Raw genomic sequence first — 24,075 nt, 5'->3', positions numbered from 1 at the left:
GAGGGGCGGTCGGATGGGACAGGTGAGCATGGCGCGGGCGACCACCCTCGAAGGGCTGGTGGAGCAGCTCATCGACGTCGGCTCCACCGCTGTGCGGCGCGGATTCGTACTGGCCAGCGGCGGCAACCTGTCGGCCCGGCTGCCAGGCCGTGAGGAGTTCGTCGTCACGGGCAAGGGCACCTGGCTGGACAGGCTGGCACCCGAGGATTTCACGGTCATGAACCTGGCCGGCGAGATCGTCGGCGGCAACCCCGAGCCCTCCAGCGAGTGGAAGCTGCACCAGCGCACCTACCGGGTGCGCGGCGACGCCAACGCGATCGTCCATATGCACCCGCAGCACGCGGTGCTGGTCGACGCGCTGGGCCACGAGATCAGGCTGCTGACGCTCGACCACGCAGTGTACGTACGCTCCGTCGGACGTACCGACTTCTACCCGAACGGGTCCGACGAGCTGGCCGACAGCGCCGCCGAGCAGGCCAAGGAGCACAACTGCGTGCTGCTGGCCCACCACGGCTGCTCGGCGCTGGGGGAGGACGTCGGAATGGCCTTCCGGCGGGCGATGAACCTGGAGGAGGCGGCAACCGCCACCTATCGCGCCCTGCTGCTGGGGGACCGCACGACCCGCTTCCCGGTGCACGCGGACGAGGCGATCCAGCACGCCTGAGACACCCGGGCCCGCCAGGGCCCCGGGAACCGCCTCCCCGGCCCGCCAAGGCCCCGGAAAACACTTCGGGCCGCGGCGCCGGAGCGGGACCCTCAACCCGCCCGGCACCGCAGCCCGGAGCTACAAGGCCCGGGCGCTGTCAGGGCAGAGAGCGTCGCGGGCCTCGATCTGCCCTCCTGTGCGGGGAGGGCAGAAGTTCTTCCGGGAGGATTCTGGACTAGACCACGGCCGTCTGTCTACGGATCGCGCGGTTCTGCTCCTCGATTCTCCACCAGGCCGCGACCGGCGTACGCCCGGCCCCCGGCCTGTCGTACCCTCGGCCCCGTGCCCTCCATGAACGACCTCGTACGCCAGCACACCGCCCTGACCGACGTGGAGCTGGAGTGGCTGCACCTGCTGGTCTCCGAGTGGCAGCTGCTGGCCGATCTCTCCTTCGCCGATCTCGTGCTGTGGGTGCCGACCCTGGACGGCACCCGGTATGTCTCGGTTGCCCAGATGCGGCCGAACACCGGCCCGACCTCGCACCAGGACGACATGGTCGGCCACCTGGTGCCCCGGGGCCGCCGCCCGTTGCTGGATGCCGCGCTGGACGAGGGCCGGATCGTGCGGGAGGGCGACCCCGAGTGGCGCGAGGAGGTGCCGGTGCGCGTCGAGTCCATCCCCGTCCGGCGCGAGGGCCGGGTGCTGGGCGTCATCGCTCGCAACACCAACCTGCTGACCGTCCGCACCCCCAGCAGGCTGGAGCTGACCTATCTGCAGAGCGCCTCCGACCTCGCCCAGATGATCGCGGCAGGGAGTTTCCCGTTCCACGGGCACCAGGTGGACATGGACCATGTGCCGCGGGTCGGCGACGGGCTGATCCGGCTGGACGCCGAGGGGCATGTGCAGTACGCCAGCCCCAACGCGCTGTCCGCTTACCACCGGCTGGGCCTGGCCACCGACCTGGTCGGTCTGCACCTGGGCGAGGCCACCGCCGAACTGGCGCCGTCCCGGGGCCCGGTGCACGAGGCGATGGTCAAGCTCGCCAGCGGCTGGGCGCCGCGCGGCGCGGAGGTCGAGGCCAACGACTGCATCGTGCAGTTGCGCGCCATCCCGCTCAAACCCAAGGGCACCCGCATCGGTTCGCTCATCCTGCTGCGCGACATCACAGAAGTGCGCCGCCGTGAGCGCGAGTTGATCACCAAGGACGCCACCATCCGGGAGATCCACCACCGGGTGAAGAACAACCTTCAGACGGTGGCGGCGCTGCTGCGGCTCCAAGCCCGCAGGATGGACTCCGACCGGGGCAGGGAGGCGCTGGAGGAGGCGGTGCGGCGGGTCGGCTCCATCGCCATCGTTCACGAGACGCTGTCCCAGAACCTGGACGAGCGCGTGGACTTCGACGAGATCGCCGACCGTGTGCTGGCGATGGTGGCCGAGATCTCTCCAGGCCGCGTCACGGGACGCCGTACGGGCCGCTTCGGCATCCTCGGCGCCGAGGTAGCCACCCCGCTGTCCATGGTGCTCACCGAAGTCCTGCAGAACGCCATCGAGCACGGGTTCGGCCCCGGCCGGCAGGGGTCCATCGAGGTCCACGCCGTGCGCGGGGTGGCCGCCGGGCAGGACGAGGCGCGGCTGCTGGTCACGGTGCAGGACAACGGCCGTGGCCTGCCGGAGGACTTCGACGCCAAGAGCGGTGGCAACCTGGGGCTGCAGATCGTCCGCACCCTGGTGGAGGGCGAGTTGGGCGGCACCTTCGACATGCTCCCCGGTGCTGAGAAGGGCACCCGGGTGCTGTTCGACCTGCCGGTGACGGCGGAGAAACCGGCGCGCGCCGACAACCGCTGACGCGAACCGCTGACGCGGGACCGCCTCGCCGTACGAGTCGATCCGTACGAGTCGATCCGTGCGGGTCCGGCATGCGAAGAGCGCCGAGCACCCGGTCCTTGGACGAAGGACGGGTGTTCGGCGCTCGATGTTCTGCGGTTACGCGCTCCGAGGGCGCTGCGCGCTGCGTCTCGGGGGTGCAGCTGGTGCAGGGCTGGGCGTCAGGCGGTCGCGGCGTTGTTCCGCGCCCGGTTGCGGGCGGCACGGCGCTTCATCGCGCGGCGCTCGTCCTCGCTGAGACCACCCCAGACACCGGAGTCCTGACCCGACTCCAGAGCCCACTGCAGGCACTGCTCCATGACGGGGCAGCGGCGGCAGACGGCCTTGGCTTCCTCGATCTGCAGCAGCGCAGGACCGGTGTTGCCGATGGGGAAGAACAGCTCGGGGTCTTCCTCGCGGCAAACGGCGTGGTGACGCCAGTCCATGGCTGCTACCTCTCCTCGTGTGTGGCTTCGTTGCTTGTGAATGTGAACGCTTTCACGAATCCCTCGACGGGGGAAGTGGGGCCTCACAAATGTGATGCGGGTCCCACAGGAGTCAAAGGAAGGGATTCCGGCTCTCAAGGGGGCCCGATGGCGGGGCCGTCCCGATCGCCATGAAGAGACTCGCAAACCTCGGCGGCGGATACAACCCCTTCCGGAAACTTTTTTTTGAATCCTTGGTGTCGACTAGCTCACAGCCGTCATTCGAGGGGGTGGACCCTGGCCTAAACGTTCGAGTGGAAGGACTTTCGCCCCTTCCACTTACACAATCACACGCAGTGCACGCCGTACGCCTGTGAAGCTCACGCTCGTACGCAGTCCCAGGTGGTCACCGTCCATCTGAAACGGCAGCGGCGCCTGCGAATGCAAGGTGAAGCGAGTGAGGTCGTGGAGGGTGACCGCGTGCTTGCCGCGGGGCCCGCGCTCCGGGCTGGAGGTCAGCAGTTGGGTGCCGTAGCGGCTCACCGCCGCCGGCGTCAGTCTGCGCAGTCCCAGGACGTCGAGGCCGGTGTCGAAGGAGGCGGCCGGTGCCGCGTAGAGCGGCTTGTTCCCCAGATAGGACCACGGAGCCGTGTTGCACACGATCGACAGCGCCAGCTCGTCGACCGGCTCGGCGTCCTCGCGCTCCAGCGTGATCGTCCCCTTGCGGCGGTGCGGCTCGTTGAGGAACTGCCGCACCACCTGGCGCACATAGAGCGGGTGCGTGGACCGCTTGCCTCGCTCCCGCTGCTGTTCGACCCGCCCGATCACCCCGGCGTCGAACCCCAGCCCCGCCGTGAAGGTGAACCAGCGGTCGGGGATCTCGGCGTCGTCGGTTCCCGGCACGCCGCCCGCGATGCCCAGCCCGATGGTTCTCTCCGAGCCCGCCTCCAGCGCGTCCAGCAGGTGGCCTGTCGCCTCCACCACGTCGTTGGGCATGCCCAGCGCACGCGCGAACACATTGGTCGAGCCACCGGGCACCACCGCCAGCCGCGGCAGCCGCCCGGGGTCGGGGCCGTCGTGCAGCAGCCCGTTGACCACCTCGTTGACCGTGCCGTCCCCACCCAGCGCGATCACCAGCTCGGCGGCGCCGCCCAGCGCGGCCTGGCGGGCGAGATCCCTGGCGTGGCCCCGGTACTGGGTGGTGGCCACCTCCAGCTTGAGATCGCTGGCGAGCGCGTGCGCCAGCACGTCACGGGTCCGAGCGCTGGTGGTGGTGGCTGCCGGGTTGACCACGAGTAGTGCGCGCATGGAGTGAGCGTACCTACCGCGGGGTACACGGCCCAGCCCGGCCGGTGGCCGGACAGCTAGGCTGCGAGGGTGAGCCGGAGCGGGACCGAGACGGAGACGGAAGAGGCGATGGAGACGCAGACGAGGGCGCCAGGGCCGCGCCGGATCGTGGCCGCCGCCGTGCTGACCGGCGTCGAAGGGCTGATCGTCGCCGCGTTCGGGATCGTCTCCCTCGTGATGCTGATCACCGGGCGGCCGGACGGCATGACGCAGGCGGCCACGCTCGCGGTGACCGTACTCGCGCTGTCCGCGCTGCCGCTGGCCGCAGCGCGCGGGCTGTGGCTGAGGCGCCGCTGGAGCCGGGGCCCCGCGATGATCGTCCAGCTCATCGCGCTGCCCGTGGCGTGGCAGCTGGCGCAGAACGGGGGCGGGCTGCTGGCCGCCGCCGGCGCGCTGGCGCTGGCAGCGCTCACCGTGCTGGCGGCCCTGGTGAACCCGAAGACGGCCGAGGCCCTGGGAATCGGCCAGAGATGAGCGCCCCTGCCCCCGAGGGGCAGGGGCGGGTCACTCCTCGACCAGCAGGCGGTCCCGCAGCTGGGCCAGGGTCCTGGCGAGCAGCCTGGAGACGTGCATCTGGGAGATGCCCACTTCCTGGGCGATCTGCGACTGGGTCATGTTGCCGAAGAACCGCAGCAGCAGGATCTTCTTCTCCCGCGGCGGCAGCTCCTCCAGCAGGGGCTTGAGGGATTCCCGGTACTCGACGCCCTCCAGTGCGTCGTCCTCGGCGCCGAGGGTGTCGGCGACGGCGGGGGACTCGTCGTCGGTGTCGGGCACGTCCAGCGACAGGGTGCTGTAGGCGTTCGCCGATTCCAGGCCCTCCAGGACCTCTTCCTCGGAGATCGACAGCCGCTGGGCCAGCTCGTGCACGGTCGGAGCACGGCCGTGCTGCTGGGAGAGCTCGGCGGTCGCGGAGGTGAGGGAGAGCCTCAGCTCCTGGAGGCGGCGGGGCACGCGCACGGCCCAGCCCTTGTCGCGGAAGTGGCGCTTGATCTCGCCGACGACCGTGGGTGTCGCGTACGTCGAGAACTCGACGCCGCGCTCGGGATCGAAGCGGTCCACCGATTTGATGAGACCGATCGTCGCGACCTGCGTCAGGTCGTCCAGCGGCTCGCCGCGGTTGCGGAAGCGGCGGGCGAGGTGCTCGACGAGCGGCAGATGCATACGCACCAGGTGGTTGCGCAGCTCGGCGCGCTCGGGACCATCGGGCAGCTTGCGCAGTTCGATGAAGAGCGCGCGCGCACTGCCGCGCTCGGCCGGATCGAATCCGCGGGATTCGCCCGGGCCGCCGGGGCCTGCGGCCCGCTCCCGCCGCTCGTGCTGCTGCTGGTCCATAGCGTCCGCCCGCTCTGCCTGCTTGGGTCGCTGCATGCTGGGGTCGGCCGGGTGCGGCCGGGGCTGTTGTTCGGGAATGCCCCGGGCGACCGCCCCCGGGCGGCCTGACCACATCTGACTTGCCTCGTGCTCGGTCACGATGCTCCGGGCCCCGCACCGCGCTTTTTGTGCAGGCTGATGCTGACCGTACGGTCATCCGACACTGCTGAACCCACCTCACCGGCCAGGGCCGAGAGCACCGTCCACGCGAAGGTGTCGCGCTCGGGAGCACGGCCATCGGTCGTCGGCGCCGAGACGGTGACGTGCAGCGAGTCGCCGACGAGCTGGAAGACACAACTGAGTACGGAGCCGGGGACGGCCTGCTGGAGCAGGATCGCGCACGCCTCGTCCACAGCGATCCGCAGATCCTCGATCTCGTCGAGGGTGAAGTCCAAGCGGGCCGCGAGCCCGGCGGTGGCCGTCCGCAGCACCGACAGATAGGCACCCGCAGCCGGCAGCCGGACCTCGACGAAGTCCTGCGACGCGGGCTCGCCTGCGATCTGGGACACCCTCACCTCCAAGGTGGCACGAGCCGGTTGGGCCTCGCGGGCCGAAGCGGCTGTTGGATCGTTTTCGTCAGTGACGCTACCGCGATCCGTGTCACGATGCCGCACGCATCGATCACTGCCGCCTCATCCGCGAGCGTCACCCATAGTAAACATATGGGTACTGTCTGTGGCTAGGGGTTGGAGGTCTCAAATCCTCCACGATTACGCTGCGTTGGCCTTATGGGGCCGCTGCGGGTCGTTCCCCCGGGTTGTTCCCCGGACTCCGGCGGCCACCCTCCGTGCCCGGGGGTCGGGCGCCAGGGTGTCGCTGGAAGGGCCTGTCATGTCAGTACCCGTCACCTGATGCGTTCATAGCCCCTTACGGCACACCCTCCGACAAGGGCCGAAACCAGCCCCTGTGAGTGACTCCGGGACGGGCCCGAGTGGCCTGAGGGGTGCGATAGGCGACTACTCAGCGTCATGCCAGCGGGGAGTGCGGTGAGTTGATAAGCGCGGAGAGTGACGATCATTCTCACTCTGCGTTACAGGTCTCCGGGCTGGCGCCGCCCCGTCACGACGGCCGTCACCGTGCTGCCCCGGGGGAAGACACCCTCGGCCGCGAGCCGGGTGAGGGCGAACAGCAGCTTGGCGACATAGATCTCATCCAGTGCGGGCAGCTCGTGGCGCTCGGCGAAGTCCGCCGCGAAGTCGGACAGCTCGGCGCTCACCTTCGCGTAGCCGCCACCGTGGAAACGTTCCTCCAGCCACCAGTCGCCCCGCGGCCCGCCGAAGGTCTCCCGCTGTAGCCGCGCGACCTCCCCGGGGAGGAACCCGCCCTTCAGTACAGCCACTCCCAAACCGTGCTGACCTGCGGAGAGACCCGCCGCCATCCCGGCGAGGGTGCCGCCGGTGCCACAGGCGACGGCCGCCACATCGGTGCGGCCGCGCAGCTCCTCGCCCAGCAGGGCGCATCCTCGTACGGCGGCGGCGTTGCTGCCGCCCTCCGGTACGACGGCGCACGCGCCGAAGCGGGCACGCAGCTCTTCGTGGAAGGCCGGATCGGCGCGGCGGCGGTAGTCGGCACGCGTGACGAAGTGCAGCAGCATCCCGTCCTGGGCGCAGCGGGCCAGCGAGTGGTTGAGCGGCCGCTCCGCCAGCTCGTCCCCGCGCACCACTCCGATGGTGCGCAGCCCGAGCAGCCGTCCGGCCGCGGCGGTGGCGCGCAGATGGTTGGAGTAGGCCCCGCCGAAGGTCAGCAGCCGACGCTGACTGGTCTCGGCCACCGACCGCAGGTTAGGGGCGAGTTTCCGCCACTTGTTACCGGGGAGTGCGGGATGTATGAGGTCGTCGCGCTTGAGGAGGAGCCGCAGCCCCCGGCGGGCGAACCGCTCGTCGTGGACCTCCTGGAGCGGCGAGGGCAGCCGGGGGCTCAGCGGGGCGAGGGGGTCCTGGGGGTCGGACTGAGGCGGCACCGTTCCATTGTGGTCCAGGAGTGCCGAGTGCCGCCCGGGCTCTCACCTGAGGCGCTCGGCGATCCGCTCCCGCATGGCGTCCATGGTGAACCCGCGCGGGTCGTTCTTCTGGTCCGTCCACTCCAGGTGGCCGATGACCGACCGGGCGCCCCAGCCGTGGTGCCGGCACAGCGCTGCCGCGGCCCGCTCGATCGCGTCCAGCTGCTCGTCGGGCCAGGGGTCCTTGCCGTCCCCGAGGTTCTCGCACTCGAAGCCGTAGAAGTACCGGTTGCCGTCGGTGTTCTGCTGGTTCGGCTCGGGCAGGTCGCGCTCGGCGATGACGGCGCGCAGCACGTCGTCATCGCCGGAGCCCGCGTGGTTGGCCCGGCCGTGGCCGGTCAGATGGACGGTGCCGTCCTTGGTGACGCAGCCGTGGGAGAGGGGTCCCGGCAGCTCGGGACGGCCGTCGTAGATCAGGTCGACCGTCTCGGCCGAGCCGCTGGTGACCGTGTGGTGGATCACGATGCCGTGCACCGGGCCCCACGGCCCCTGCTGGTTGCGGTTGTGGTTGCGCCAGTCGCGCACCTCCTCCACCTTTACGCCCTCCTTCTTGAGGGCCTGGAGGAAGGCGGTCGCGGTGATGGGTGTGGCCATGCTCGCCCCCGTCTGCCGGGTGTCCGGTCTCCGGTGCCGCTGCCGGAGTGTGTCCAGGCTCATACCCGCTGCCGGGCTGTTTCTAGCCGCCCGGCTCCCCACCCGCCGGGGGACTCACCGCCACGAGGAGGGAGCGCACCCGGCTCTCGCGCGCGTACGGGCGCAGCAGTCCCGGTATCCGGGAGCGTGCCGCCACCACCCGGCCCGAGCGCACATGCGCCGACACCTCGAGGAAGTCGCGCCAGGTGGCGCACGCCTCCTCCAGCCGCCCGCGGGAGAGCAGCAGTTCGGCCAGCTCGGCCTGACACAGGGCGCGGGTGCGGCGCTCCTGCGCCGGGCGGGAGTGGAGGGAGGCGCGCAGATCGCGGATGGCGCCCTCGCGGTCCCCGAGCGCTGCCCGCACCTGGCTGGACTGGTACAGCAGTGCCGCGCCCTGGTACGTGCCCACAGGCTCGCCGCTCGGACTCTCAGGGCCCGTCGTCAGATCCACCGGCGCACGGGCCAGTTGGCGCTCGGCGCGGCCCAGCGCGTCCAGCGCCCGGTCCCGCGCGCCGCACGCCGCGTCGGCCACGGCCAGCCCCGCGTACAGGAACGCGCGGGCCGAGGGGTCGGTGTCGGCCGGTGCCGCCGCCAGGGCCGCCTCGGCGAGCGCGAGACTGGCGCGTGGATGACCCAGCTGGTGCGCCTGCGAGCTGAGGGCGCGACGGGCCAGCGCCACACCCTCCGGATCGGCGGCCTCCCCGGCGAGTTCGGCCGCCGTCAGAAAGGCCCGCTGGGCGAGCCCGTGCCGGTGTTCGTCGGCGTAGACCCGGGCCAGCAGATAGCTGAGCCGCGCGGCACCCGCCTGCATCCCCCGGTGGTGCGCACCCTCCTCGCCGCGCCGCAGGGTGCGGACGAGACCAGAGAGGTAGGCGGCGAGGGATGTACGGATGTGACCGCCGCCGTGCCGGTCGGCCTGGAGCGCGAAGAACCGCGCGTGCTCATGGACCGAGGCCACCTCGCCGGGCCCCGGGCTGCTCACCGGGCGCGAGCCGCGCGCTGTGCAGCTGTTGCGCGCGCCGGGGAGCGGGGCGGCCGCGGGGGCGCCCGCCGCGCGCCGGCCTCCGGGGACACGCTCACCTTCGGGAGGGCGCTCGCCTTCGGCGGGTTGCCCGCCCCTGGAGGGACGGACCGTCTCGGCCAGCAGCCGCAGGGTGTACGGGGCCGGGGGAGGGGCGTCCGCGCGGGGCGGCGGGACCACCGGCGCGGTGAGCGCGGTGAGCTGGTCGGCCGGGTGGGCGGAGGTGCCGAACTCGAAGAGCCCGGTGTCCGCCGGGTGTTCCCGGGCCGGTTCGTCCGCCGCCGCTGTCGCCGTGGCCGCCCCCGTGGCCGTCGCTCCCCTCTCCGCTTCCGTCGACTCATCCGTCACCGTGCCGGCTGCGGCGCTGCGGTGCGGCAGGATGTCGCGGGCGTGGCCGGAACGGGAGCTGTCCGTCGAGAGCGCGCGGTCCGGGCCCGGTTGCCGTCGGCGTGTGTCGCTATCGGAGGCGTCGTCGTCACCCGGCTCGGACTCGGTTCTGGGGGAGCCCCAGCCGCCGCGCGCGCGTGCCGCTGTGCCGGTGCGCCCGCCGCGCGTACCGTTCATGCCCAGATCCGCCACCGTGATCCGGCGGCCGAGGCGACGGGAGAGGGCCTCCGCCATGAGGTACCGGACGCGGGGGTCCGGGCGGCTGCCGCGCAGCCAGTGCGCGACTGAAGTTCTGTCGTACCGAAGGTGTATGCCGACCTCGGCGCCCAGACGAGCCAACGCCCTCGCGAACGCCGCCTGCGTCCACTCGCTCTCCTCCAGCAGCGCGCGCAGCTCACGGTTGGGGGTGCGGTTGCGGGACCCGGAGCTCGGGTACGCCGTGGCACGGGCGGGGTCAGCGGGACTCATGGTCGTTCCCGGGGTGGAACCTGATGGGATCGTTCACCGTTCTGCCTCATTTCCGGAATCGAGTGATGTCTTTCCGTAGCTCTCCGTGTGCTGGATGTGCTGTCATGCACGCGGACGATTTCAGGAAAGCGCATCGCTCGCGGCTTCGGGAGCATGTGCCGGGCGCACGACTGCGTGGTGCTTTCACACCCCGTGTGAAAGCAGGTCCGTTACTCTGCGAAACAACACGTTGGACCCGACGGAGGGCGGCATGGAGCCCAACAGCCAACTGGACGCGCTCCTTGACCAGGCAGGGATGTCCCGTGCCGGTCTTGCGGCGAGAATCAATCGATTAGGCAACCAAGCAGGAATAACCCTGCGTTACGATCACACGGCCGTGGCGCGCTGGCTCAAGGGACAGCGGCCACGCGGCAGCGTCCCCGAGTTGATCTGCGAGATCCTCGGCCGCCAACTCGGCAGGACGCTCACCCTCAGTGACATCGGTATGGATGTCACGTCAGCCCGGCCCTCGGCGGCCCCGCTCGGCACCGAAGAGGCCGCACTGCGCCGGTTCGTGGAGCGCGCCGCCTCCCTGTGGCGCTCCGACCAGGTGCACAGCGACTGGCCCGGCCCCACCCTGCTGACCGGCGCCGCAGCCGTCGCACCCGTATGGGAATGGGAGAACCCGCCCGAGGACCGGGACGTCTCGCACGCGGGCGGCCCCGAGGTCACCGCGGCCGATGTGAGCGTGCTGCACGCGGCACGCGGCCACTACGAGCACCTGTACCGCAACGCCGGCGGGGTCGCCACCCGGGCCCGCGTCGTCGGCTTCCTCAACGGCGAGGTCGCCCCCCTGCTGCGCGGCAGCTACAACGACACCACGGGCCGCCAACTGTGCCGCGCCGCGGGCTCGCTGGCCGCCATCAGCGGCATCTGCGCCTACGACGCCGACGCGCAGGGGCTGGCCCAGCGCTACTTCCACCAGGCGCTGCGCCTGGGCAAGGCGTCCGGAGACCTGCTCTTCGGCGGCTATGTGGTGGCCCTCCTCGTCAACCAGGCGCTCTTCCTCGGCGACACCCGGCACGCGCTCGCCTGCGCGCAGGCCGTGCTGCGCACCACGGGAGGCCATCTCAGCCCCGCGCTCGCCACGGATGTGTACGCGATGCAGGCCAGCGCGTACGCACGGCTGGGCGACCGGCGCAACGCGCACGACTGCATGCGCCGGGCCGAGGCGTACTCCGAGCGCATCCGCGCCGAGGAGGAACCCGAGGAGACCAGCTACGTCCAACCGGGCTTGGTGGAGGTGCGGTTGGCCGAGGCGCTGATCCTCCTGGGAGAGCTGTCGGCGGCCGCCCGGTACGCCCAGGAGGCGGCACGTGCGCCCGCGCACGTCCGCGGTCGCGTCAACCGGCTCGCCACCCTCACCGACGTGGCACTGCACGCGGGCGAGCCGGAGCGTGCCGCAGTCACCGCGGCGGAGATGGTGGACACCGCGCAGGGCATCGAGTCGCAGCGGCTGCGCGGGCGCATGCGCAGGGTCAGAAAGCGGCTGGAGCAGCACCCCGGGACTTCAGCGGTCGAGGCCGCGAAGCTCATCGAGGAATCGCTGAGCGTGCCGTTCTGAGCCGGGGCGCGCGGAGTGCCTCTGTCAGTGGGAGCGCACGACATGCTGGGATGTGCCCAACCTCCGTCGGGAAGGGGGCACATACGTGCGATGGAAGAACCTGGGTGAACACACTGTGTACGAGAACCAGTGGCTTCGGGTGAATCTCGCCGACGTGGAACTGCCCAACGGGCAGCACCTCGATCACTACTTGATCCGGCTGCGGCCCGTCGCCGCGGCGACCGCCGTCAACGAACGCAACGAGGTGCTGCTGCTGTGGCGGCACCGCTTCATCACGGACAGCTGGGGGTGGGAACTGGCGGCCGGAGTCGTCGAGGAGGGCGAGGACCTCGTCACGGCGGCGGCGCGGGAGATGGTGGAGGAGACGGGCTGGCGGCCCGGCCCGCTCCGCCACCTGATGACGGTCGAGCCCTCCAACGGACTGACCGACGCCCGGCACCACATCTACTGGTCACCGAGCGCCGAGTACGTGGGGCCGCCCGAGGACGACTTCGAGTCCGAGAAACGGGAGTGGGTACCGCTCAAGGAGGTGCCCGACCTCATCGCCGCAGGCGAGGTCCCCGCGGCGAACATGGCGGCGGCACTGCTGATGCTGCACCGCGTCCGCTTCGGGTAGGCGGCGGCTCAGCTCTTGAGGAAGCCGTCGCCGTTCTGCGCCACGTGCTCCTGGACGGCCGCCAGGGCGCGCTGGACCTCCTGGGCCGAGCCCGTGCCGTTCTGCTCCGCGTAGTAGGCGGCGCCCAGCCGGCGCAGCAGGTCGTTGCCCGCACGCTGGGCCTGGACCTCTTCCATCTTCTCCTTGCCCTGGGCGATGCCCCGCTGAGCCTGCTCCTTGGCGCGGTCGAGAAAGCCTGCCATGGTCCTGCCTCCGTCGTGTGCGGCTGTACCGGCCGGGTCGGCTCCGGTACACCGCTCAACGTATGCCGTGATCAGCGGGTTCCCCGTGCCGCACGGCGGAGAACGAGCCGCAGGTCAGACCATTTTCACACGATCGCCCGAGGGCAGCCGGCGTGGCATTCGTAACCGCCGTCGGCGGCTCCGCGGTCCCAGGCGGCGCGGACGACGGTGTCGGTGGGCACCGTTACGGTTGTCCGGTGAGCGCACAGCCGAAGGCAGAGGCCGGGACCGTCAGCTGGGACGAGGGCGGTCGGCGGTGCACTGCCGTATGGCGGTCCGAGAGCGGGGCGCGGCCGCCGCGCCGGACAGCGGTGGCCGACGACAGGATGGCCGCCGACATCGCCTACAAGCTCGTCTGCGAGGGCACCGCGCTGCTGTGGCGCGGCGATTACCACGGCGCCCGGCAACTGCTGGCCGCGCTCGGCCGGCGCGTCGACCGCAAGCCGCCCAAGCACGGCGCCACGCCCCGCGAGAGCTTCCACCTCTACCGGCAGGCACGCTCCCGCCGGGCCCGGGTGCTGGGCATGCTGCTGGTCCCGCTGGAGGCCGCGCCCGGCGGCTCCTACGCGGTGCCGCTGCGGCGCGCGCCCGATGTGGGCCCGGCCTGCGTCGCCGCGTACGGTCCCTCGGGCGCCGCCGGCGAGCTGGAGCTGGTGTCACTGCGCGAGCTGCAGGGCGTGCTGGGCGCGTACGAGTGGTGGCGCAAGGGCGTGACCGTCGACGCGCTGGGCGGCGAGCGCATCCACCCGTACCACGGGGTCTTCTCGCCGGTGCGCGGCGAGTACGTCGACCTGGTGGCGCAGGCCCCGCTGCCCGCGCAGGAGGCCGCGCGGCTGGTCGCCTTCGACATCGGGACCGGCACGGGCGTCCTCGCCGCTGTGCTCGCCCGGCGCGGGGTGGGCCGGGTCGTCGCCACAGATGTGGGGGAGCGGGCGCTGGCCTGCGCGCGGGAGAACGTGACGCGGCTCGGGGTGGCCGGCGCCGTGGAGGTCGTCCACGCCGATCTGTTCCCGTCCGAGGAGGCCGGGCAGGCGGACCTCGCCGTGTGCAACCCGCCCTGGCTGCCCGCCAAGCCGACCTCCGTGCTGGAACAGGCCGTCTACGACCCCGACAGCCGTATGCTGCGCGGCTTCCTCACCGGGCTCGCCGGACGGCTCGCACCCGGCGGGGAGGGCTGGCTGATCCTCTCCGATCTGGCCGAACACCTGGGGCTGCGCCCCCGGGAGCAGCTTCTGGAGTGGATCGCGGGCGCGGGCCTGCGGGTCGTCGGCCACCTGGATGCGCGCCCCCGGCACGGCAGAGCGGGCGATCCGGAAGCGCCCCTGCACACTGCGCGAGCCGCGGAGACGACCCGGCTGTGGCGGCTGGGCCGGGCCGGGGACTGAGCGGGAGAGCTCGGCCCCGGCCGTTCCGCCCCCCTCAGCCGTTCTGCCCCCTCCCTCAGCCGTTCCTGCTCCCCGCAGCCTCCGCCTCAGCCGTCCTGTCCCCGCGACCAGGTCGTCGCGGTGGTGCCTGGGCCAAGGATTTCGGGGGAGGGGGAGGGGAGGCGGCGGTGGGGCAGGGCCAGGGCCGCGGGTGGCCGTGGTTCCGCTCAGCCGCGCAGCGTTCGGCTGGGCGGCACGCCGTACCGCTCGCGGTACTGGCTCGCGAACCGCCCCGCCTTGGCGAACCCCCAGCGCGCTGCCACCGCGGAGACCGTTACGCCCGATGTCGGGTCCGCCGCCTGCAGATCGCGGTGCGCGCCCTCCAGCCGGACCCGGCGCAGATACCCGGTCGGTGTGGTCTCACAGTGCCGTGCGAAGGCGTGCTGGAGGGCGCGCGTGCTGGTGCGGGCCGCTGCCGCGATCTCGTGCAGGGGGAGGGGCCGGCCCGCGTTGGCGTCGATGTACGCCATCGCCCGGCGCAGCGCGGCGGGGGCCAGCCAGCCGGGCGAGGGGAGCCGGGACCGCTCGGCGTGGTCGTGGGGGAAGGTCGCCAGCACGGCGGTGGCCAGCAGTCGCGCCGTCTCGTCCAGGATCAGCGGACTGCCTGCGGCCTGCGGGTTGCCCAGCACGTCGTGGCTGATGTGCCGGACGACGGCCTGCCAGTAGCGCGCCCGCTCCGGTGAGACGGGGCGGGCGAAGGAGAGCCGGGCCGTCGCCGTGTCGCCCTCCGCCAGGTCCGCCGCGACCCGCTCCACCTCGCGCAGTCCGATGCGTACGACACCCAGCCGTAGGTTGTCCCACTTGGCCAGCGTCGGCGCGTACGGGTCGCACACGTGCAGGTCTCCTGGGCCCGAGCGCAGCTCGTTGCGGCCCGCGCTGACCTCCAGTGTGCCGCCGAGCACCTGCACCACGTACACACAGTGGGACGGCTCGGCCTCGGCACGCACCCGCATCGAGTGCGCCAGGCGTTCCACGCCGATCGCGCCCGCCTGGGTGAGCGCGGCGTCGAATCTGAACCGCTCGGTGTCGCCGAAGAGTTGCGCGGTGTGCTCGGTGTAGGTCCGCCGCAGGAACTCCTCCGTCTCCTGCGGGTCGGACGTCCTCATCCGGATACGGCGCACAGGGTCGTCCATAGCCCCTCCTCGCTCGGGCCGGGCCCGGCCTTTCCCTTCCCAGTGGGCGATGCTAGGCCCGCGCGGCGACGGGACGCAGCCCACATGGCGAAGCGGGTGCCCCGAAAGCGACATGGCCGCAGGGCACCGCTTGCGCCGCGGTGGAGACGCGCGCTGTTCTGGCCCGTGCCGCGCCGCGCGTCCCTCTCGTCCCGAACCGTACGAGAGGGCCCCGACTTGACGGATTCCGCGGCAGCGACGGAGCAGAACAGGACCGGAGTGAACATGTCTGTGCCCAGCTCCCGCGCGGCGGCCGCACTCCAGCGCTTCCCCGGTCGCCGGGACGGACACCACACCGACGCGGACGGCTGCGAAGCGGGCGGATACGACGCGGGCGAGTGCGAGACGGGCGAGTGCGAGACGGGCGCGTGCGGTGCGAGCGAGCGCGAACGGCTGCTGGCCGACGCGCTGCTGGAGCTCGCGGGCAGCGGCGGCACCGGAGCGGCGGACGGCAGCCATCCGAAGCCGGCAGCGCTGGCGGCGCACGCCCGGCGGCGGCTCGCCGAGGAGGGCCGGCGGTGCGAGACCGCCGTACACCTCGGCGCCGGGCCGGGGGGCGGACCCGCGCCCTACGGCCTCAGCGGCGAACGCGCCGCGCGGCTGCGCCTGACGGAGCGTGAGCTGCGCGAGGGACCCGCGACCGAGACCCTGCGCACCGGCGTCGCCCTCTCGTCCCTGCCGCTGACCGAGGCCGCGCCCGGCTGGCCCCGGTATACGCCGATGGCACTGGAGGCCGGAGTACGCGCCGTGCACACCGTTCTGCTGCCGGGCGCCCAGGACGCGGGCGACGCGGGGACCCAGAACGTGCGGGATGCGGAGTGCGCGCCGGGCGCGGGCGTGCTCGTCGTCCACCTCCTGGACGCCGAACCGCTCGGCCCGGCCGCCGTCACCGCGCTGAGCGCACTGGCCAGGGCGTGTGCGTTGGGCCTGGCGCACGAGTCCGCGGTGCGCCGCTGCGGGGAACTGGAACTGGCGCTCGGCAGCAGGGTGGTGATCGAGCAGGCCAAGGGAGTGCTCGCCGAGCGCGGACACGGCTCCGTCGACGACGCCTTCCGCACCCTGCGTGCCTTCGCGCGCTCCCACCGGCGGCCGCTGCACCAGGTGGCGCGGGACGTGGTCGAGGCGCGGCTGCTGGACCCGCCCTTCCAGCGCCGCGCGGGAGCACCGCCGTACCGCAGGCGCCGGTGAGGGAGGGGGGACGGCACGGCCCGGGGCGCGAGGGGGTCAAGGGCGTCCCGGGCCGCTCGGGCCCGCCGCCGATAGGCGCGGTGGCGGGCCCACACCGTCGGGGGATCGCCGTCCAAGCCCCCGCGGCGTGCCCCGGCGGAGGGGGCCGCCGGGGCATCCATCATCCTCTTTCCGGACCACGCTCCGGGCGACTTCCGCCAAATGGGCGACGCCGACCGCCCCTCAGCGCTCCAGCAGTGTGCCCAACGGCCCGAGGTCGAGGTTCAGCTCGTCCCTGGTGAGCCCGTGCTGTGCGCACAGTTCGTCCATGCGTTCGTCCAGCAGTATCAGCGTCGTGCCGATCTTCTCCATCTGTTCGTCGGTCACATCGCCCTGGTCGCAGCGGTGCAGAGCCTGGCGCTCCATCAGCTGGCGCAGCAGCTCGACCACCGTCAGGACCAGGCAGACCAGGTCCCGGCCGACCCGGTCGGGGTCCAGCTCCAGCCTGCCGCTCCCGGCCCGGACCGGCTCGCCTGCCGCCCGCGTCACAGCGGGCCCCCGTCGCCCCAGGGAGCGGCGACACGTTCGTTCACCGAGGACAGCAGCGCGTTCAAGGAGAGCCGCACCAGTGGCACCTCCGCGATCGCCAGCACCAGGTCGCCGCTGACCACCACGCCCGTGGCCAGTACCCGGTCCAGCAGATCCACCAGGGGCACCCCGATCGGCGCGCCGCTCTCCGGCCCCTCCCAGGGCACGACCTCGCCCACATGTGCGCCGACGGGCACCTCACTCACCCCCGTCGACGAACGAGTACGGCACCCACGGCCCGGTGACCTCCACCTCGACGCCCTGGCACGCCGGGTCGGCCCGGACTTCCGCCACAGCCGCCGCCACCTCGCGCTCGTGGCCATCGGCCACCAGATAGGCGGCGTTGAGCAGTTGGACGCCGCGTTCGCCGGTGAGCGTCGTGTCGTGCGTACGGAGCCGACGGCTCGCCACCGCGACGCCGCGCAGCGCACGGTCCACCGTCTCCGCCGCCACGAGTCCGGCCTGCTGCCGCCGCTCCCGCTCCTGGCGTGCCCCGCGTACCCGCTCCAGATACGCACGCCCGGAGTGTGCGCCGGAGTCCACGGCGCCCGCGCCCGCAGCGGCGGACCCGGCCGTGGTGCGCACCGGGGTCCGGGCCGCGGTCCGGGTCGCGGTCCGGGTCGCGGTCCGCGTCAGGGTCCGGGTCGGTGCGACCGTCGCTGAGCGGTCCGGACCCTCGGGCGCCTCCCGCCGCGCGTACACCTTCACGCCCCACTCGACCCGGCCCGCGATCCTCTGCAGCACGGCGAGGAAGCGGCGCTCGTCCTCGCGCAGCGCAGCGCGGGCCCGTTCGTCGCCCAGATACAGGGTCGCCAGCGGCAACGGCAGCGTCGGCGCGCTCCCGGCCACGGCGGCGATCACCGCATGGTGTGCGCGGGCGCAGCGCTCCAGTTCCGCGCGATCGGTCAGCCGCTCGCGCAGGGTCTCCTCGCCGAACTCGGCCGCGGAGACGTCCTGGACCACCGCCTCCAGCGAGCCGAACGGCAGCAGGCGGACCGGGTTTCCCGCCGCCTGGCCCGGCAACCCGGTGAGCGTCGCCGGGTCGCCGCCACGGCAGACGGCGAAGACGTAGGTCGCCGTGCACGCGGCCCCGGTACGTGACCCCGTGCGGGGGCCGGGTTCGCCCACCGTCTGTGTCATCTGCCGCCCGCCTCCTTCACGTGGTGCCAGCTGTGGCTTCGGCTCTCGTCCCAGCCCGCGTCCCGCGGTTTGTCCCTGCTCTCGCCGGCGCCGGCCTCCAACTCGGCGATCCGCTCCCGCAGCCGCTTGTTCTCCTCGTCGACGGCCTCCCGGTGGGCGCGGGTCGAGAGCGCTGGATCGGTCTCCCACCAGTTGATGCCGGCCTTCTTGGCCGTCTCGACCGAGGAGACGAACAGACGCAGACGGATGGTGAGCAGTTCGATGTCGAGCAGGTCGATCTTGATGTCCCCGGCGATCACGATGCCTTTGTCCAGCACTCGTTCGAGGATGTCGGCGAGGTTCGCCGGGCCGGACGGGGTCGAGGGTGCATGGGTGATGGGCCGCTCGGCGGTGCGTTCGGTCACGGTCGGCCTGCCTCACCGTTCGTCATCCTCGTCCTCCTCGTCCTCGTAGCCCTCGTCTTCGTCCCCGTTCTCGTCTTCCGCGTCTTCCTCGTTGTCCTCGTCCTCGTAATCCCCCTCCTCGTCCTCGTCGGGCCCCTGGTCCTCCCTGTCCTCCTGGTCCTCCCGGCCCTCGCGTTCCTCTTCGTCCTCCTGCTTGACCACGTCCTCGTGGCTACGGACGACCTCGCCGTCCCGGATCTCGCCGCGCCAGCCCTCCACCTCGTCCCCCTGGAGAGTGACGTAGCGCTGGAAGTGCTTGAGGTCGAGGCGGAGCCGTCTGCCCTGGGCCCGCCAGATGTTGCCGGTCTTCTCGAAGAAGCCGGAGGGGTAGTACTCGACGACCGCCGTGACGCGGGTGAGGTTCTCATCGAGACGGTGGAAGCTGACCGCGCCCTTGGTGGTGCCCTTCGAGCCCTCGGAGGTCCAGACGATCCGCTTGTCGGGGATCTGCTCCTGCACGGTGGCGTCAAAGCTGCGCGTCGAGGGCCAGACCCGGACCTTCCAGGTCGACTTGGTCTCGTCCTCCTCGTCCCGCTGCGCGCTGCTGACACCGTTCATGAAGCTGCCGAAGTCCCAGTACTGGGTGAACTGGTTGTAGACCGTGCTCAGCGGGCGGCCGACGTCGATGTGCTCGATGATGTTGATGGCCTTCAGGTCCCCCGGCTTGCTGCCGCCCCCGCCGAACGCCTCCTTGGCCTTGCCGACCACCTTGTCCTTGGCGCCCTTGACCTTCTCCTTGGCGAGGGACTTCGCCGGGCTCTCGCCCTGCAGCGTGCGGGCCGCCACCTTGGCCATACCGCCGCCGTCACCCTCCCCGCCACCGGGCAGCAGCTTGCTCGGGTCGGCGATGTCGGTCAGCTTGTCGGTGGCCTTGCCGACGGCGTGCCGGCCGGCGGCGCTCAGATACTCCAGCAGTTCCTCGCGCACCCGCCCCAGCGGCGAGTCACCCTCGTCTGCCTTCTTGTTCTGCTCAGCCATGGCGCCTGCCTCCCGCAGCCGATCGGTCGGCGGACTTCTCCCGCTGACTGCCTGCTGACGACCTCTCTCCGGTGGAGCCGGAGGGCTTCTTCTTCGCGGGCCGGTCGGTGGACGGCTTTCTCCGCGGTCGCCCGGCGGAGGAATCCCCACCGGACGAGGAACGCTGCTCGCCGGAGCTCTGCCGTTCCTCCTGCCGTTTCTGCGGCTTCTCCCCGCCGTCACCGTCACCGTCTCCGTCGTCGCCCCCGTTCTCGTCGTCCGGGCCGCCCTCGCCGCCGAGCCGGGCCGTGCGGTCGCGGAGCGAGTCGGCCAGCGATTCGAGCCGGCGGTTGGCCGTCGAACTTGCCGCCGTGCGGGCCGCTGCCATCAGTTGATGCTTGATCTGATCGGTCAGCTCCTCGAACTGGGGCGTCTCCGCGAGCTTGCGGACGCCCTGGCGCAGCAGCTCCTGCGGGTCGAGGCCGAGCCGCCGTCCGGCCACCACAGAACCGAGGGTCAGCGCCAGCTTGGCTTTCCTGGTACGGCCGAGGAGGTAGCCGCCCGCGACGGCGGCGAGGACGGCCGTCTTGCAACTGTCAGTCATGACTGGTCCCTTGAGCTCGGTCTGTCCTGGTCTCTTCGTCGGTCGATGTCCGTACCCGGGTACGGGCCACCGTGGTGGGGCCCCCGAGCGGAGGGCGCTGTTCGAGCTGGTCGAGCAGCCGCTCCTCCTCCTGCTCGAACTCCTCCTCGGTCAGCTCCCCCGCCTCGTAGGCGCGATTGAGCTCGCCGAGCCTGGCCCTGAGCGTCGCCGGGTCGCACAGCTCTCGCTCGGCCGCCTCCAGCAGCCGGTCGGCCACCCACTCGACGCCCCGCACCGGCGCCAGCGGCAGCAGCAGCACTCCACTGAAGAGCCCCACGTCAGCTTCCCGTCATGGCGTGCTCGGCGCGGGCGCGGGCCGGCGGCGCCGGTTCGGCGCCGTCCTGCGGGACGAAGCTGTAGCAGGGCAGCGGTCCGGTCAGGCGCAGCTCCACCTGGTCCGCGTGGGCGGCTGCGGTGCGCTCCACCTCGGCGCGGAAGCGCTCGCTCGCCGCAGCCGGGACGAGGAAGGATCCGTTCAGCACGCATCCGGGCACCTCAGGACCGCGTACGAAGCCGTCCGCGAGGGCTGTCAGCCGGGGCAGCGCCTCCTCGACCGCCTGGGTCGCACGGCGGGTCAGCCCGTCCGCGACCGCCTGGCCGAGTCGTACGTTCCCCTCGTACGAGGGGCGGCGCCGCACATCGGTGAGCATCCTTCTCAGCTCTGCGTCGGCCCTGACCAGGGACTCGATCCCGCACTGTGCCGGGGAGACCTTGAGGTTCATCTCGGTGCGGTCGCGCAGGCGTTCGAGTGCTGCCAGGTGTGTCGCGGCGGCGGCCTCGACGGCCTCTGCCACTGTCCTGGTGTCCTCGGCCACCATGCCGAACCGCATCGGCAGCACCGGTGCGTCGGCCCCCAGCCGGATCAGCAGGTCCTGATGTGCCATCAGGTCGCGGCGCCGGGCGCGCAGGTCCTCCGGTACGTCGCTGACCACCGCGGCCAGCTCCCCGACCGGCAGCAGCCGGACGGAGGCCGGGGGGCGGCCGACGCCGCGCGCTTCCGGAGGGAGGCCCCGGCCGGCGTGGACGATGGCGTAGACGTACACCTGGGAGGTGCCCATTCCTCAGCCCTCCTCGGTGCGATGGGTGCCGCGTGCCGTGCGGCCGCCGCCCGAGCGTGCGGAACCGGAGCTGCTGCTGGTACGGCGCCTGCGGGGCTCGGCGGCCTCCTCCTCGCGGTCCTCGTAACGATCCCCGGTGTCCTCGTAGCGGTCCTCGTCGCGTTCGTCATCGTCGTCGCCCGCCCCGATGGCTTCCTTGACCTTGCCGCCCACCGACTTGGCGGCCCGCTTGGCGCCGGTCCTGGACACGCCGGTCGCCATCCCGGCGAAGAGCTCGGGCACCGTCCTGCTGGACGCGTCCTCGTTGAGGTCGAGGCGGTTGCAGACCTCGGCGAAGCGCAGATACGTATCGACGCTGGCTACCACGATCCTGGCGTCGATCTTGAGGATCTCGATGCCGACGAGCGACACCCGGACAAAGATGTCGATCACCATGCCGCGATCGAGGATGAGCTCGAGTACGTCGTAGAGGGTCCCGGCGCGCGGTACGCACACCGCAGCCTCGTTGTAGGTGGTGGTCGTCGTCATGGGCGGCTTTCCTCTCGGGCGATGACGGCACCTCGGGGCGGAGCGGCGCCGTCAGTCGTCGCTCGCGCCACGCCGGTAACGCCGGATCCTGCGGTACTGGGTGAGCTCTCCCTTGCCGTCGAGCTCCACCTCGTAGGTGGCCAGGAGGCTCGTGGTGTCCGGGATGCGCGGGACCTCCAGCACGTCGACGTGGACGCGCCACCCCTCCTCGGCACGGCGCACCGCCGAGACCCCTTCGGCCTCGTGGCCGATCAGTCGGCTGAGACCGCGGCACGCGCGGCGCGCCGCCTCCTCCGGGCCCTTGGTGCGGGAGGAGGTGGAGCGTTTCGAGGCAGCGGCGGACTTGGTGGCGGATTTGGTGGCGGATTTGGTCGCCGTCCGCGTGTGCCGTTCACGTTGCTCAGGCATGAACACAGTCTGTTTATATTCAGCAACGTTTCGCACGCGGTGTTGACCCGTATGGGTATTGCCGCCCGAAAAGCGCGGCCGCATCTCCATCGCGCCCTATGGGGCGATTGGTGCTCCTGAGGCGTATTTCAGCAGGTCAGACAGTTATTGCCGCTCGATAGGTGGAGTGTCCACCGGAGTCGGTCCCTCGTTGGACCTTTCATGGCGACATTGTGCAGACCTGCTGTACAGGTCCCGCCACATGTGATCACGATGGCGGACACTCTCGCACTGGCGCGTTCCCTGCACTCGGAGCACCCACAGCTCCCCCTCGTGCTGCGGCTCATCGAGAACACCGGGGTCAGGACCAGACATCTGGTCCAGCCCCTGGACCTCACGCTCCGGCACCCCGGCTTCGAGGCCCGTAACACGGTGTACGAGTCCGAGGCGAAGGCCCGGGTGCCGCAGGTGGTCTCCAGAGCGCTGGCCACCGCCGAACTGGCCGCCGAGGACATCGACCTGATCGTCTATGTCTCCTGCACCGGCTTCATGATGCCCTCGCTCACCGCGTGGCTGATCAACACCCAGGGGTTCAGGTCCACGACCCGGCAGTTGCCCATCGCGCAGCTGGGGTGCGCGGGCGGCGGCGCCGCGATCAACCGTGCGCACGACTTCTGCACCGCGCACCCCGACGCCAACGCCCTCATCGTGGCCTGCGAGTTCTGCTCCCTGTGCTACCAGCCGACCGACTCCGGAATCGGATCACTGCTGTCCAACGGCCTGTTCGGTGACGGTGTGGCAGCGGCGGTGGTACGGGGCTCGGGCGGAACGGGCATCTCGCTGGAGCGTAACGGCTCGTATCTGATCCCCGGCACCGAGGCGTGGATCTCCTACGACGTGCGCTCCACCGGCTTCCACTTCGTACTGGACAAGCGGGTGCCCTCCACGATGGGCCCGCTCGCACCGGCGCTGGGCGATCTGGCGACGCTCCACGGCTGGGACGTCACGGGTCTGGACTTCTACATCGTGCACGCCGGCGGCCCGCGCATCCTGCTGGACCTGGGCGAATTCCTGCGGGTGCCGCAGTACGCCTTCCGGTTCAGCCGGGCGACGCTGACCGAGTACGGCAACACGGCCAGCGTCGTCGTCCTGGATGCGCTGCGCAGGCTGTTCGAGGAGGGCGGGCCGGGGGACGGGGCCAGGGGGCTGCTGGCCGGGTTCGGGCCCGGTATCACGGCTGAGATGGCCCTGGGCCGGTGGCGGAGTCCCCTGCACAGCCCCGACAGCCCTCCGGAAGGAGTCCTCAGCCCATGACCGGTACCGGAGACACCGACAACCGACCGGCCCCGGGGAAAGCCGCCCCTCGGCCGCCCCGGCACGGCCTCGTCGTCCCGCCGGGCCAGGGCCGCACGGTGCGGACCGCGGCGCAGCAGGTGACCTTCAAGGTGACCGGGGAACACTCACAGGCGGCCTCGAGCTTCGAGGTCGTCGTCCCGCCGGGTTTCGATGTCGGCGCCCACGTCCACTCCCGCACCGAGGAGTTCTTCTACGTGCTGGAGGGCGAGCTCGACATCTTCGCCTTCGAACCCAGGGTCCGCACCAGCGACGGCTGGCGGGGCTGGGAGTCGGCCGGAGGCGACCGGGTGGTACGGGCCACGCCCGGCACCGTCGCGGTGGTGCCGCCGGGCTGCCCGCACGCGTTCGCCAACCCGACCGGCGCCCCCGCACGGATGCTGTTCCAGTCGGCACCGCCGCCCGACCACGAGCGGTACTTCGAGGAGCTGCTGGAGATCCTGGCCGCGGGCGGCCCTCCCGATACGCGGGTCGTCGCCGAACTGCGCGCCCGCTACGACATCGAGCAGCTCACCCCGCTCCGGCACGGCCCGGAGCGGAGGCAGGAGGGGTGAC

28 protein-coding genes are annotated in these 24,075 nt (G+C 71.8%); 9 read left to right on the top strand and 19 right to left on the bottom strand.

Annotated elements, in window-relative coordinates:
• The first annotated feature begins 13 nt into the window (after positions 1 to 13).
• Positions 14 to 664 carry a class II aldolase/adducin family protein gene (locus JW592_RS15835; RefSeq protein ID WP_209265720.1) on the top strand — a complete coding sequence of 217 codons (651 nt, stop codon included), beginning with the start codon at positions 14 to 16 and terminating at the stop codon, positions 662 to 664.
• A gap of 333 nt (positions 665 to 997) precedes the next feature.
• Positions 998 to 2,491, top strand: coding sequence for a sensor histidine kinase (locus JW592_RS15830; protein WP_209265821.1), 1,494 nt, complete (start codon positions 998 to 1,000; stop codon positions 2,489 to 2,491).
• A gap of 200 nt (positions 2,492 to 2,691) precedes the next feature.
• On the opposite strand, the gene JW592_RS15825 is transcribed toward JW592_RS15830, so the two are convergent.
• Together JW592_RS15825 and JW592_RS15820 are read right to left on the bottom strand one after the other, a co-directional pair.
• Entirely contained in the window at positions 2,692 to 2,955 is a 264-nt protein-coding gene (locus tag JW592_RS15825) for a WhiB family transcriptional regulator (protein ID WP_016469673.1), read from the bottom strand.
• Between the two features lie 318 nt (positions 2,956 to 3,273).
• Positions 3,274 to 4,242: a diacylglycerol/lipid kinase family protein gene (locus JW592_RS15820; RefSeq protein ID WP_209265719.1), complete on the bottom strand. Its 969-nt coding sequence runs from the start codon at positions 4,240 to 4,242 to the stop codon at positions 3,274 to 3,276.
• A gap of 108 nt (positions 4,243 to 4,350) precedes the next feature.
• Between JW592_RS15820 and JW592_RS15815 the strand changes: the two genes are divergently transcribed.
• Entirely contained in the window at positions 4,351 to 4,755 is a 405-nt protein-coding gene (locus tag JW592_RS15815; RefSeq protein WP_209265820.1) for a hypothetical protein, read from the top strand.
• 30 nt (positions 4,756 to 4,785) lie between these two features.
• On the opposite strand, the gene JW592_RS15810 is transcribed toward JW592_RS15815, so the two are convergent.
• The 5 genes from JW592_RS15810 to JW592_RS15790 all read right to left on the bottom strand — a co-directional run bounded on the left by JW592_RS15810 (position 4,786) and on the right by JW592_RS15790 (position 10,160).
• Positions 4,786 to 5,727, bottom strand: a complete 942-nt coding sequence (locus tag JW592_RS15810) for an RNA polymerase sigma factor SigF (protein ID WP_209265819.1) — start codon at positions 5,725 to 5,727, stop codon at positions 4,786 to 4,788.
• Positions 5,728 to 5,747: 20 nt separating this feature from the next.
• A complete protein-coding gene (locus JW592_RS15805; RefSeq protein ID WP_019354516.1) occupies positions 5,748 to 6,161 on the bottom strand; it encodes an ATP-binding protein in 414 nt (137 codons plus the stop codon).
• A gap of 521 nt (positions 6,162 to 6,682) precedes the next feature.
• Entirely contained in the window at positions 6,683 to 7,612 is a 930-nt protein-coding gene (locus JW592_RS15800) for a 1-aminocyclopropane-1-carboxylate deaminase/D-cysteine desulfhydrase (protein WP_209265718.1), read from the bottom strand.
• Positions 7,613 to 7,654: 42 nt separating this feature from the next.
• Positions 7,655 to 8,245, bottom strand: coding sequence for an N-acetylmuramoyl-L-alanine amidase (locus JW592_RS15795; protein ID WP_209265717.1), 591 nt, complete (start codon positions 8,243 to 8,245; stop codon positions 7,655 to 7,657).
• Positions 8,246 to 8,327: 82 nt separating this feature from the next.
• Positions 8,328 to 10,160: an NsdA family TPR-like regulatory protein gene (locus JW592_RS15790; RefSeq protein WP_209265716.1), complete on the bottom strand. Its 1,833-nt coding sequence runs from the start codon at positions 10,158 to 10,160 to the stop codon at positions 8,328 to 8,330.
• Positions 10,161 to 10,410: 250 nt separating this feature from the next.
• On the opposite strand from JW592_RS15790, the gene JW592_RS15785 reads away from it, so the two are divergent.
• Positions 10,411 to 11,763, top strand: a complete 1,353-nt coding sequence (locus JW592_RS15785; RefSeq protein ID WP_209265715.1) for an NsdA family TPR-like regulatory protein — start codon at positions 10,411 to 10,413, stop codon at positions 11,761 to 11,763.
• Between the two features lie 85 nt (positions 11,764 to 11,848).
• Positions 11,849 to 12,379 carry an NUDIX hydrolase gene (locus JW592_RS15780; RefSeq protein WP_209265714.1) on the top strand — a complete coding sequence of 177 codons (531 nt, stop codon included), beginning with the start codon at positions 11,849 to 11,851 and terminating at the stop codon, positions 12,377 to 12,379.
• Between the two features lie 8 nt (positions 12,380 to 12,387).
• Here the strand turns inward: JW592_RS15780 and JW592_RS15775 are convergent, their stop codons facing one another.
• Positions 12,388 to 12,621 carry a hypothetical protein gene (locus JW592_RS15775; protein ID WP_209265713.1) on the bottom strand — a complete coding sequence of 78 codons (234 nt, stop codon included), beginning with the start codon at positions 12,619 to 12,621 and terminating at the stop codon, positions 12,388 to 12,390.
• 236 nt (positions 12,622 to 12,857) lie between these two features.
• Between JW592_RS15775 and JW592_RS15770 the strand changes: the two genes are divergently transcribed.
• Complete coding sequence (locus JW592_RS15770) at positions 12,858 to 14,045, top strand: methyltransferase (RefSeq protein ID WP_209265712.1); 1,188 nt, start codon at positions 12,858 to 12,860, stop codon at positions 14,043 to 14,045.
• Positions 14,046 to 14,251: 206 nt separating this feature from the next.
• Here the strand turns inward: JW592_RS15770 and JW592_RS15765 are convergent, their stop codons facing one another.
• Positions 14,252 to 15,217: an AraC family transcriptional regulator gene (locus tag JW592_RS15765; RefSeq protein WP_229376130.1), complete on the bottom strand. Its 966-nt coding sequence runs from the start codon at positions 15,215 to 15,217 to the stop codon at positions 14,252 to 14,254.
• Positions 15,218 to 15,481: 264 nt separating this feature from the next.
• Here JW592_RS15765 and JW592_RS32795 point away from each other — a divergent pair, with 264 nt between their 5' ends.
• Positions 15,482 to 16,444, top strand: a complete 963-nt coding sequence (locus JW592_RS32795) for an ANTAR domain-containing protein (protein ID WP_229376129.1) — start codon at positions 15,482 to 15,484, stop codon at positions 16,442 to 16,444.
• 222 nt (positions 16,445 to 16,666) lie between these two features.
• Here JW592_RS32795 and JW592_RS15755 read toward each other — a convergent pair whose 3' ends face one another.
• The 10 genes from JW592_RS15755 to JW592_RS15710 are packed head-to-tail and all read right to left on the bottom strand — an operon-like array spanning position 16,667 to position 22,188.
• Positions 16,667 to 16,972, bottom strand: coding sequence for a gas vesicle protein K (locus tag JW592_RS15755; RefSeq protein ID WP_209265711.1), 306 nt, complete (start codon positions 16,970 to 16,972; stop codon positions 16,667 to 16,669).
• Positions 16,969 to 17,208, bottom strand: a complete 240-nt coding sequence (locus tag JW592_RS15750) for a gas vesicle protein (protein ID WP_243083639.1) — start codon at positions 17,206 to 17,208, stop codon at positions 16,969 to 16,971. The genes JW592_RS15755 and JW592_RS15750 overlap by 4 nt, the downstream gene beginning before the upstream one ends.
• A gap of 1 nt (position 17,209) precedes the next feature.
• Positions 17,210 to 18,151 carry a GvpL/GvpF family gas vesicle protein gene (locus JW592_RS15745; RefSeq protein WP_209265710.1) on the bottom strand — a complete coding sequence of 314 codons (942 nt, stop codon included), beginning with the start codon at positions 18,149 to 18,151 and terminating at the stop codon, positions 17,210 to 17,212.
• A complete protein-coding gene (locus tag JW592_RS15740) occupies positions 18,148 to 18,555 on the bottom strand; it encodes a gas vesicle protein (protein ID WP_372446513.1) in 408 nt (135 codons plus the stop codon). The genes JW592_RS15745 and JW592_RS15740 overlap by 4 nt, the downstream gene beginning before the upstream one ends.
• Positions 18,556 to 18,567: 12 nt before the next feature.
• The gene (locus JW592_RS15735; RefSeq protein WP_209265709.1) at positions 18,568 to 19,572 is read right to left on the bottom strand and encodes an SRPBCC family protein; all 1,005 of its coding nucleotides are present in this window, start codon (positions 19,570 to 19,572) and stop codon (positions 18,568 to 18,570) included.
• Positions 19,565 to 20,155, bottom strand: coding sequence for a hypothetical protein (locus JW592_RS15730; protein WP_209265708.1), 591 nt, complete (start codon positions 20,153 to 20,155; stop codon positions 19,565 to 19,567). Before JW592_RS15730 ends, JW592_RS15735 begins: the two co-directional genes overlap by 8 nt.
• Positions 20,148 to 20,471: a gas vesicle protein GvpG gene (locus tag JW592_RS15725; protein WP_209265707.1), complete on the bottom strand. Its 324-nt coding sequence runs from the start codon at positions 20,469 to 20,471 to the stop codon at positions 20,148 to 20,150. Before JW592_RS15725 ends, JW592_RS15730 begins: the two co-directional genes overlap by 8 nt.
• Position 20,472: 1 nt before the next feature.
• Entirely contained in the window at positions 20,473 to 21,252 is a 780-nt protein-coding gene (locus tag JW592_RS15720; RefSeq protein WP_209265706.1) for a GvpL/GvpF family gas vesicle protein, read from the bottom strand.
• A gap of 3 nt (positions 21,253 to 21,255) precedes the next feature.
• The gene (gene gvpJ / locus JW592_RS15715) at positions 21,256 to 21,780 is read right to left on the bottom strand and encodes a gas vesicle protein GvpJ (RefSeq protein ID WP_209265705.1); all 525 of its coding nucleotides are present in this window, start codon (positions 21,778 to 21,780) and stop codon (positions 21,256 to 21,258) included.
• A 51-nt stretch (positions 21,781 to 21,831) separates the two neighbouring features.
• Positions 21,832 to 22,188 (bottom strand): gas vesicle protein GvpO, encoded by a 357-nt coding sequence (locus JW592_RS15710; protein WP_209265704.1) that lies wholly within the window; start codon positions 22,186 to 22,188, stop codon positions 21,832 to 21,834.
• Positions 22,189 to 22,389: 201 nt separating this feature from the next.
• Between JW592_RS15710 and JW592_RS15705 the strand changes: the two genes are divergently transcribed.
• Both JW592_RS15705 and JW592_RS15700 read left to right on the top strand, forming a co-directional pair.
• Positions 22,390 to 23,481, top strand: a complete 1,092-nt coding sequence (locus tag JW592_RS15705; protein ID WP_209265703.1) for a type III polyketide synthase — start codon at positions 22,390 to 22,392, stop codon at positions 23,479 to 23,481.
• Positions 23,478 to 24,074, top strand: a complete 597-nt coding sequence (locus JW592_RS15700) for a cupin domain-containing protein (protein WP_209265702.1) — start codon at positions 23,478 to 23,480, stop codon at positions 24,072 to 24,074. Before JW592_RS15705 ends, JW592_RS15700 begins: the two co-directional genes overlap by 4 nt.
• The last annotated feature ends 1 nt before the right edge of the window (position 24,075 follow it).

The sequence above is a fragment of the Streptomyces spirodelae genome, assembly GCF_017676385.1.
In the GTDB taxonomy this organism is placed as follows: domain Bacteria; phylum Actinomycetota; class Actinomycetes; order Streptomycetales; family Streptomycetaceae; genus Streptomyces; species Streptomyces spirodelae.
The sequence above is the reverse complement of the archived record's forward strand: the minus strand, read 5'-3'. Positions and strand labels throughout refer to the sequence as shown.

Bases quoted from the DNA above. Each gene is read 5' to 3' on its own strand.
- JW592_RS15720 (WP_209265706.1), bottom strand. From the start codon at position 21,252: ATGGGCACCTCCCAGGTGTACGTCTACGCCATCGTCCACGCCGGCCGG.
- JW592_RS15820 (WP_209265719.1), bottom strand. From the start codon at position 4,242: ATGCGCGCACTACTCGTGGTCAACCCGGCAGCCACCACCACCAGCGCT.
- JW592_RS32795 (WP_229376129.1), top strand. From the start codon at position 15,482: ATGTCTGTGCCCAGCTCCCGCGCGGCGGCCGCACTCCAGCGCTTCCCC.
- JW592_RS15730 (WP_209265708.1), bottom strand. From the start codon at position 20,155: ATGACTGACAGTTGCAAGACGGCCGTCCTCGCCGCCGTCGCGGGCGGC.
- JW592_RS15705 (WP_209265703.1), top strand. From the start codon at position 22,390: ATGGCGACATTGTGCAGACCTGCTGTACAGGTCCCGCCACATGTGATC.
- JW592_RS15700 (WP_209265702.1), top strand. From the start codon at position 23,478: ATGACCGGTACCGGAGACACCGACAACCGACCGGCCCCGGGGAAAGCC.
- JW592_RS15710 (WP_209265704.1), bottom strand. From the start codon at position 22,188: ATGCCTGAGCAACGTGAACGGCACACGCGGACGGCGACCAAATCCGCC.
- JW592_RS15815 (WP_209265820.1), top strand. From the start codon at position 4,351: ATGGAGACGCAGACGAGGGCGCCAGGGCCGCGCCGGATCGTGGCCGCC.
- JW592_RS15745 (WP_209265710.1), bottom strand. From the start codon at position 18,151: ATGACACAGACGGTGGGCGAACCCGGCCCCCGCACGGGGTCACGTACC.
- JW592_RS15785 (WP_209265715.1), top strand. From the start codon at position 10,411: ATGGAGCCCAACAGCCAACTGGACGCGCTCCTTGACCAGGCAGGGATG.
- gvpJ (WP_209265705.1), bottom strand. From the start codon at position 21,780: ATGACGACGACCACCACCTACAACGAGGCTGCGGTGTGCGTACCGCGC.
- JW592_RS15830 (WP_209265821.1), top strand. From the start codon at position 998: ATGAACGACCTCGTACGCCAGCACACCGCCCTGACCGACGTGGAGCTG.
- JW592_RS15790 (WP_209265716.1), bottom strand. From the start codon at position 10,160: ATGAGTCCCGCTGACCCCGCCCGTGCCACGGCGTACCCGAGCTCCGGG.
- JW592_RS15825 (WP_016469673.1), bottom strand. From the start codon at position 2,955: ATGGACTGGCGTCACCACGCCGTTTGCCGCGAGGAAGACCCCGAGCTG.
- JW592_RS15775 (WP_209265713.1), bottom strand. From the start codon at position 12,621: ATGGCAGGCTTTCTCGACCGCGCCAAGGAGCAGGCTCAGCGGGGCATC.
- JW592_RS15835 (WP_209265720.1), top strand. From the start codon at position 14: ATGGGACAGGTGAGCATGGCGCGGGCGACCACCCTCGAAGGGCTGGTG.
- JW592_RS15810 (WP_209265819.1), bottom strand. From the start codon at position 5,727: ATGTGGTCAGGCCGCCCGGGGGCGGTCGCCCGGGGCATTCCCGAACAA.
- JW592_RS15795 (WP_209265717.1), bottom strand. From the start codon at position 8,245: ATGGCCACACCCATCACCGCGACCGCCTTCCTCCAGGCCCTCAAGAAG.
- JW592_RS15735 (WP_209265709.1), bottom strand. From the start codon at position 19,572: ATGGCTGAGCAGAACAAGAAGGCAGACGAGGGTGACTCGCCGCTGGGG.
- JW592_RS15765 (WP_229376130.1), bottom strand. From the start codon at position 15,217: ATGGACGACCCTGTGCGCCGTATCCGGATGAGGACGTCCGACCCGCAG.